General features: G+C 58.3%; 7 protein-coding genes and 1 pseudogene. 5 read left to right on the forward strand and 3 right to left on the reverse strand.

Translation table 11 applies throughout. The features are described from left to right. The first annotated feature begins 39 nt into the window (after positions 1 to 39). The 3 genes from ABD002_RS03105 to ABD002_RS03115 all read left to right on the forward strand — a co-directional run bounded on the left by ABD002_RS03105 (position 40) and on the right by ABD002_RS03115 (position 3,689). Positions 40 to 558 carry a DUF6630 family protein gene (locus ABD002_RS03105; protein WP_343787036.1) on the forward strand — a complete coding sequence of 173 codons (519 nt, stop codon included), beginning with the start codon at positions 40 to 42 and terminating at the stop codon, positions 556 to 558. 922 nt (positions 559 to 1,480) lie between these two features. Then, positions 1,481 to 1,825, forward strand: coding sequence for a DUF805 domain-containing protein (locus ABD002_RS03110; protein WP_343787038.1), 345 nt, complete (start codon positions 1,481 to 1,483; stop codon positions 1,823 to 1,825). A gap of 745 nt (positions 1,826 to 2,570) precedes the next feature. Continuing rightward, positions 2,571 to 3,689: a serine hydrolase domain-containing protein gene (locus ABD002_RS03115; protein WP_343787040.1), complete on the forward strand. Its 1,119-nt coding sequence runs from the start codon at positions 2,571 to 2,573 to the stop codon at positions 3,687 to 3,689. Between the two features lie 794 nt (positions 3,690 to 4,483). Here ABD002_RS03115 and ABD002_RS03120 read toward each other — a convergent pair. Together ABD002_RS03120 and ABD002_RS03125 are read right to left on the reverse strand one after the other, a co-directional pair. Next, positions 4,484 to 4,909 carry a hypothetical protein gene (locus tag ABD002_RS03120; RefSeq protein WP_343787042.1) on the reverse strand — a complete coding sequence of 142 codons (426 nt, stop codon included), beginning with the start codon at positions 4,907 to 4,909 and terminating at the stop codon, positions 4,484 to 4,486. Between the two features lie 313 nt (positions 4,910 to 5,222). Further along, entirely contained in the window at positions 5,223 to 5,408 is a 186-nt protein-coding gene (locus tag ABD002_RS03125) for a hypothetical protein (RefSeq protein ID WP_343787044.1), read from the reverse strand. A gap of 373 nt (positions 5,409 to 5,781) precedes the next feature. Between ABD002_RS03125 and ABD002_RS03130 the strand changes: the two genes are divergently transcribed. Both ABD002_RS03130 and ABD002_RS03135 read left to right on the forward strand, forming a co-directional pair. Further along, positions 5,782 to 6,408, forward strand: a complete 627-nt coding sequence (locus tag ABD002_RS03130) for a hypothetical protein (protein ID WP_343787046.1) — start codon at positions 5,782 to 5,784, stop codon at positions 6,406 to 6,408. Positions 6,409 to 6,622: 214 nt separating this feature from the next. Further along, complete coding sequence (locus tag ABD002_RS03135; RefSeq protein ID WP_343787048.1) at positions 6,623 to 6,907, forward strand: DUF3653 domain-containing protein; 285 nt, start codon at positions 6,623 to 6,625, stop codon at positions 6,905 to 6,907. A 75-nt stretch (positions 6,908 to 6,982) separates the two neighbouring features. On the opposite strand, the pseudogene ABD002_RS03140 reads toward ABD002_RS03135, so the two are convergent. After that, a pseudogene (locus tag ABD002_RS03140) lies at positions 6,983 to 7,095 on the reverse strand (integrase core domain-containing protein); the annotation flags it as partial.

Consider the following 7,095-nt stretch of genomic DNA (forward strand, 5'->3'; position numbering starts at 1 on the left):
ATCAAGTGCCGCCCTCTTTTCCATTGCCAACGCGCCGCCATGCCTATCGAAGCCCGATTGCTCGCTCCGCTGTGCTCCCTGCTCGGTTGCGACGCCGCCGATTTATGCGAGGAAGTGCTGCTTGCTGCTCGCGATCCCGCGACGTATTTCGAACGCTTCGAGGACGATCTCCTGCAGCGCGGCATCGAGGAGCCCGAGCGCGTGTCGTTCTGGCTCGCACTGGTCGACGGCTTGCAGCGGCGGGGCGCGTTGTGGAGTTTCGATTGGAAGGACCAAGCCGACAATCTCGCCGCCGCGATGCAGATGCTGGCGCAGCGGCGCGGCGCAGAGCTCGATTGGCAGCCGCTGGCGAGCCGCGGCGACGAGTATGGCGCCACCTCGAGCTTCGCCGATGCGATCCAGCAGATCCTACAGCCGGCCGAACTGGTCGCGGTCTGGCTCGACACGGAATCCGACGAATATCCGGTCTGCCTGATTGAGGCGCGGCAGGTCGACAAGCTGCGCGGCCTGGCGCAGCAGCTGGGCCAGCGTATCGCGGTACTCGACGCGGATTCCTAATCCGCGCGCGCTGGACGAGTCCACAATCGCCAGACTTGTCATGTCCGCTTCCGACCCGAAGCGGAAGGCCGTGATCGTTACTGATACCCTGTGCGCAGCAATAGCCGAACGCTCGGGAAAGCGGGGTGTCCTGCGCATTGGCACCGCACCCCGTCGAAATGGCCTCCAGGAACTGGCCGTCCTTCACGGGCTTGGGACTCGTGGCCGAGCGCTAAAGGTGCGGTTCGCACCAACAACAACGTACAGCCTGTGAAGGCTCGCTTGGCGGATTGCAATTTCGGCTATCAGCTGGCCGAGTTGGCTGACTCCTGAACCCACGACGACGCGTAGCGACAAAGCCCATGAGCAGGCCGTCGCTTTACTGCAAGTGGAGCGCTTTTGGGTGACCGCAGATAGAAACCCTATTGGCGGCCGCCAGTGACCAGCAAGGCAATGAAGCCGGAGCACACGAAACCGTCAATCACAAATCTGAAGCGTTGTTCGGTTCGTCCTCCGACGTACGTTGAGTATTGAACGCAGGCAGAAATTATCGCGTCGAGACCTGACGAAGCATTCTGCTGCGCAATCGGCTGCCCGCTCGGTCAACCGTTCGCCGACGTTAGGTTGTTGCAGCGCAGACGTGTCATACAGATGTCGCGTCGATAACATGGATCAAACCATGCGCAGACTCACCCTGGCATACCTGCTCGCCTCGGGTCCGGCATGCGCTGGAAGCTTGTACGATAAAGCTGAAGGCTCTTGACGAACACCTTAATTGTGTAATGCGAAGTCGTTGTTCGTTTTAAGCGTTACGTCGCGTCTACGTATTGGTAGAGTTTGTTGGTTTGAAGGTCGCTTGATTCAAAAATTATCCGGCGAGCCTGTCCTCTCTGGTTTTAAAAACTCGTATTTAATTTGAATAGCAGGCTTCGAGGCTCATTCCATGAATCCCTTTCATCCCCTAGCCACCGGCGGACGATTCAAAAGGCAGACATTCTTTTTCTTCTGGGCAGCAAATACTGCGCAACTGGTCAGCGTGGCTTTGCTTTTTCCGACCATGTTCGATACGGGCAACACTCTGGTGACAATGGTCGCGTTAGTCTATGTGCTCACCACAACGTGGATATTCTTCGCATCCGCCGCCAAGCGCTGGCATGACACCAACCGGTCGGCCATGTACGCTCTGATCATGTTCGTGCCTGTCGTCGGTGTTGTCGTCAACCTGCTCCTGTGCGTGCTTCTCGATAGTACGTCAGGACCGAACAGGTTTGGCGAAGCGCCGGTCTAACTTTTTTTTGGGCAAGATGGTCGCTTGGAGGAGGTGCGGTCCCGATCGCGGAAGCCGCCGCATTTGGCGCATAGAAAAGCCGATTCAGAAGACAAGTCTCGAATCGGCTGAGGGTATTCCGCGTCTCTGATGTGGCTTCGCGTGGCTACGGTCACCTGGGGAGCGCGCCAGGGCGCCAGATTTTCTCAGAGAGGCACCAAGTTCCTGTGATCGGAACAGGGAAGACAACAGGGGAGAAGCGGGGGAGAAGCAGGGAACGATCAGGGACGTGAGCTTGTACCCCGATCTCCGGATGCCGATCATTCGCATCGAGGCTCCCTTTGACCTCCCCCCCAAGAATGTGACCGTTCAAAAGTAGAGAGATCGGGCATGGCCCTTGCGCCGCGTGACATATCCAACGAGGGGGGTGTCATGTTTTGCGCGTGAGCCGTACGGACAGTGCATCGCAGTGTTCCCGAAAAATTGACGTGGCTCTCTGCAACGTGCGAGGTCAAAGGCCGCAGGCTGTCACAGCAGACAGTTGACCGGTCACCGTCCGCGGACACGTCCGGACACCGAATGATCGGCGCAGGACAATGCATCGCGGCTCGAATTGCGCGGTTGTTGTGGCCAGCGCTGATGTGGTGCGGTTGTTGCTAGCACGTGCAAGCACCGATCGCCTTCGCCATCTCTTGGTTCGTCGCGACCCATTTCGGCGTTGCCTCGGTCGCGATCAACGAAACCATCTCAAGCACTGGAGCGTCCCATGCCGTCTCGCCTTCTCGCTGCCTCGGCAGCGTTTCTCTTGTTCGCTGCGCTGACACTCGCGAGCGCCAGCGATCTCGACGCAGTGCTGGCGAAGGCCATGGACGGAACGCAGACACCCGCGCTTGCGGTGCTTGAGATGCGTGACGGCAAGATCGCGCAGGAAGCCGTCCGCGGCGTCCGCCGAAATGACAGATTCGACCTCGCCAAGATCAGCGATGTGTGGGCCACTGGCTCGGACGGCAAACCCATGACCGCTGCCCTGATTGCCAAGCTGGTGGACAGGGGCGTGCTGTCCTGGAATACCCCACTTTCCAAGATGCTCCCTGATCTCGCCGAGACGATGCGCCCGGAATACCGAACGGTCACGCTCATCCAGCTTCTTTCGCACCGATCGGGATTGCCGCAGGACACCAGCGATCTCGCGTTCTTTGCGACATTCTTTACCGATGCCCGGTCGTTACCACAGCAGCGGCTGGCTTACATCAGCCGAGCCCTGACAGAAGCGCCCGCTGTTGCGCCCGACTCGGCATTCAGCTACAGCAATACCGGATTCATCGTCGCCGCCGTGATTGCGGAGCGGGCGACGAGGTCGAGCTACGAAGACCTGATGCGGCGCGAGGTATTCCAGCCCTTGGGGATGGCCAGCGCCAAATTCGCCGCGACGCACGACGGCCAGCCACGAGGGCATCGGGCCGGCAAACCGGTTACCGCGGCCTACGTCAAAGCCGATGACGGCAATCCGCTGATGTTCGCGCCGGCCGGCGGCGAGCTTCACTTGAGTCTGCGCGATTGGGCTCAGTTCTGTCTTGACCAGATGGCAGGTGCTCAAGGTCACGGCAAATTGCTGACAGCCGCCTCGTATCACCTGATGCAAACGGATCCGCATGGCGGCAATGCGGCCGTCGGCTGGGGAGTCCAGGACGCCATCGGTGGTCGAAAGGGCCCCGTACTCCTGCACCTTGGTTCCGACGCCAACTGGTACGCCGTTGTCGTGCTGTTCCCGAAATCGGGTACGGGCGCTCTGGTCGCCGCGAACGCTGCGGATGATATGGGTGGCGACAAAGCAGTGACAGCTGCACTGGGCGCGTTGCTGCCAAACTTGAGTCCAGCGAAGTAAGTGACCCACTCGCGCGATGCTGTGAATCGCCAATGTGTCGTTGCGTTCGACGTGCCGGATCATCGTGGCATACATCGACTACGTTCCGACCTGTGGCAGGGGCGAGAGGTGCTCACAGATGCCAAGAAGAATGATCACGACCGGAACCGTGATCATGGGGTTCCGGGATTGGTGATCAAAGCAACCGGTACAAGCACCTTATGCCCATCGCTCTCACCTGCGCGCCAGATTCTGGCGCTAACGGCCCATCGGGTCCAGAGCCAAAGAGGTTGTGTTTTGATGTGTAGACCGTGATTTATCTGACGCCGACAGCAGAACGTTCACGGCTATGGAGAAAGTTCTACCAGGTGTTCACGATTGGGCATAACTTTCTGCGACCGTTCACGGCAGGTCGGAAACTTCTGCCTCGATTGGGCATGAATTGCGCGGGGACTGAGTGAAATCTTCTGCGCTGAACACTAACCGACCTTCGATCTGTTGTTCTTTGAGTGCGCGAGCGCACCAGTTCATCGGTTTCCCAAGTTCAACACACGGCGGCTTGTCCATGCCATTGCTTCTCCCCAGAAGTTAGTGAGCGGATTGCACGCATGTCGGTGTGCGCATACGCTGTCATTCGAATAAATCCACTTAAGATCAATTGGATAGCGAAACCATGCGAGTCGACGCAAGCGAGAACGCCAGCGTTAGCGAGCAATGGCGCGGGCATTGACAGAGTTACCGCGCAATTGGCGCGGTATACACGGTCTTGATCGATACGGCGCGGATCGCCGCAGCGTGCAGCTAGAAGCGATGTACTAGTTCCCGGGCCACCGCTTGGGTGGCAAATTCTCAATCTTCCTTCCATTGAGATTCGTCACATTCCATTGAAGCTCTCCGCCTCGACCCCACATATTTGGCCCGACAAACCCAAAGGCCATCTCGACGCTCGCCGGAATGACTACCGAACCGACATACTGGACAACAATGCTGGGCTCATAGGTCGCAGCCGGGCACCTGACCGGAACGCAATTAGGGCGAATCGGAATCGGTATTGGTTGACCAAAATCGACGCTATCCACCGGCAAGCCCTTGCAATCCGGCAACGCGAAAAAGTCGACTGTTTGCTGCTTGGTATACAGCAACCGAGAATCTTCCTTCGCATACCACTCCGAAAGTTCCAGGAACTTCACCGATCGCTCGACATGCCAGAGCTTGACTGGTTTTTTGTATGTGACGATCAATACGTTATCCTTCGAACACCAAGACCCGATCTGGGGACACTGCTCGCCCAGTACCGAATTTTGCTCCTCGCCCGTAGTGCGGCGGATTGTGGCCAAACCTGCCAACTCACCCTGGGGCGTCTTCCCCCATTGACTCGCAAGTTTTTCCAACTCGTCATACGTTGGATTTCCACAGCTAGCTTCTGCTGACTGTGCGTGAGAAACCTGTTTCCCTGTCGCTTGGGAAGGGCTGCAAACACACTCTGCGCACCCGATCAAAGCGGCGCCAACGACACCGGTAACGAATAGCCGCGTGCGAATCATGGCGTGATCCCTACAGCGAGAAGCGGAAGTCGTACGATATCCTAGTGCCACCGCTCAGATTGTCCAGCGCGCCGTGGACTATCTCGGTGCCATAGAACATGAATGCTTCGTCATATTCGAGTTCGACCGGCTTGAAGTCGCTCAGCCCAGGTGCGGACTCGACGTACATCGAATTGCTGCCGTAGACCTTCGTCACCGGTAGCCAGATGTTGACAGATTGCTTCTGGTCATCCTGCGGCGCCACGAGCTCGGATCTGGCAGCCGCGCGTCACGGTATTGGCACACGACTGCGGTGGTGCGGGTGACCGAGTCGCTTAAGTTCACTCTGTATCCGGGTCAAATGAACGAGATGCACGAATCGAAGTTCTGAGTGGCCGCGCACGCTGGCGGAGGAATCGTACAGTTACCAAATACTCGACTCCCATCTTCCAGGGAACGAAACACCGCACGAGAAACTTTAGTATGTCGGCTGCCTTAAACAGATGGCGTTCCAGTTGGGGTAGGGTGAAGGGCAGATAATCTGGATCTGCATGCTGTGTGTTCTTCCTGGTGACTTGGAGCAATGCCACTTGATCACTCGTATTCCGCTGCGCTGCATGGCTTGCCAGCAGCCGCTGACGTTTCGGATCCAAGTTGGCCATGAACGCGAACAACCGGTCGCGTCGGTCTGCATCGAGTGCTTTACGCCCATCCGACTGCGGCTGTACTTGGACGACGCACCAGCGGTCCACGTTGAGTTTGTCGAGAACTGCGAAGCGACCGACGCGGAAGGCACGATCATCAACGTCGGGGCCGGCTTTGTGATCCCACGCGCTCGACGGCATGAAGAAGGTTATTTTCCGGTGTTTGATTTGCCCGAGCCCGACGATGCGTTGCAACGCATCCAAGCCGAAGGTCCGGCCGACGCCGAGGGGCCAATTGCCATCGACCTGATGGTGCTCTTGGGTGGCCTGCCACAAGCCCGCGATCGCTGGCGCCAACTCCGAAATGCCTATCGCTTCGCGCGGACTGGGCAACTGGAGCGCATGCAGGCGCTGCTGCTGGCGCTGTTCGAGGACGCGTGCCTTCCCGAGGAGATCACGATCGAAGACGCCCTGGTGAGTTTCTTCGTGCGGTTTCTTTGTCCACACCGTGAATTGACGCTTGCGCCGCATAGTTATCTGCGATGGGCAAGTTCGTCGCGTATCAGCGCTTGACTGAGCGGTGGTCCGCGTTGGCTCAAGCGGGCAAATGACAGCATTACCGCGCATGACAGGGTTAGCGCGCTAAGGACAACGTAAGCGAGCGCCGACAGACAACTGGCGTGCCAGCCACTTCTTAAAGTGCGCAATGCCTATTATGTCAAATTATGGCAGAAGGTCTCTCGCCGTTTGTTAGGCTGGAATCTTTTTTCTTCTGGGGAGAAGAATCATGGACCTGTGCCCGCCCTTTGACGGCTGGACGCTCGATACCGACGGCATCCTCCATACGCCCAGCGGTTATCGCTGCACACCCGATCAGATCGAGGCCGCGCTCTGGCTCGTCGGCATGCTGCGCTTCGATCACGCCAAACGCCCGATCTTTGCCGACTCGATGATCGAGCCGCAGCGACCGCTCTACGAAGCGCGTGACTGGATCGGCGAAGATTTGAACCGTCTACAGATCATCGCAAGGCGTGGACGCTGCTTGCACTGCGAACGTCAGGAGCGCGGCTGACGTTTGAGGTCAGTGACGGCGGAGCCGGCGGCTCAACCTACTGGCTCTGCCAACATCAGGTCTGCAGCAAGTTGCCGCGGGCTTGTTGAAGCGTTCGATGTAGGCATTCTGGTTCGGCTTGCCAGGCTGGATGTAGCGAAGCTCGACACCCTGGGCAGTACACCAGTCCATCAGCACCTGAGCGGTGT

This window comes from Dokdonella soli (assembly GCF_039523175.1).
Taxonomy (GTDB): domain Bacteria; phylum Pseudomonadota; class Gammaproteobacteria; order Xanthomonadales; family Rhodanobacteraceae; genus Dokdonella_A; species Dokdonella_A soli.

Excerpts from the sequence above, each read along its gene's own strand:
- ABD002_RS03105 (WP_343787036.1), top strand. The coding sequence starts at position 40 with ATGCCTATCGAAGCCCGATTGCTCGCTCCGCTGTGCTCCCTGCTCGGT.
- ABD002_RS03110 (WP_343787038.1), top strand. The coding sequence starts at position 1,481 with ATGAATCCCTTTCATCCCCTAGCCACCGGCGGACGATTCAAAAGGCAG.
- ABD002_RS03115 (WP_343787040.1), top strand. The coding sequence starts at position 2,571 with ATGCCGTCTCGCCTTCTCGCTGCCTCGGCAGCGTTTCTCTTGTTCGCT.
- ABD002_RS03135 (WP_343787048.1), top strand. The coding sequence starts at position 6,623 with ATGGACCTGTGCCCGCCCTTTGACGGCTGGACGCTCGATACCGACGGC.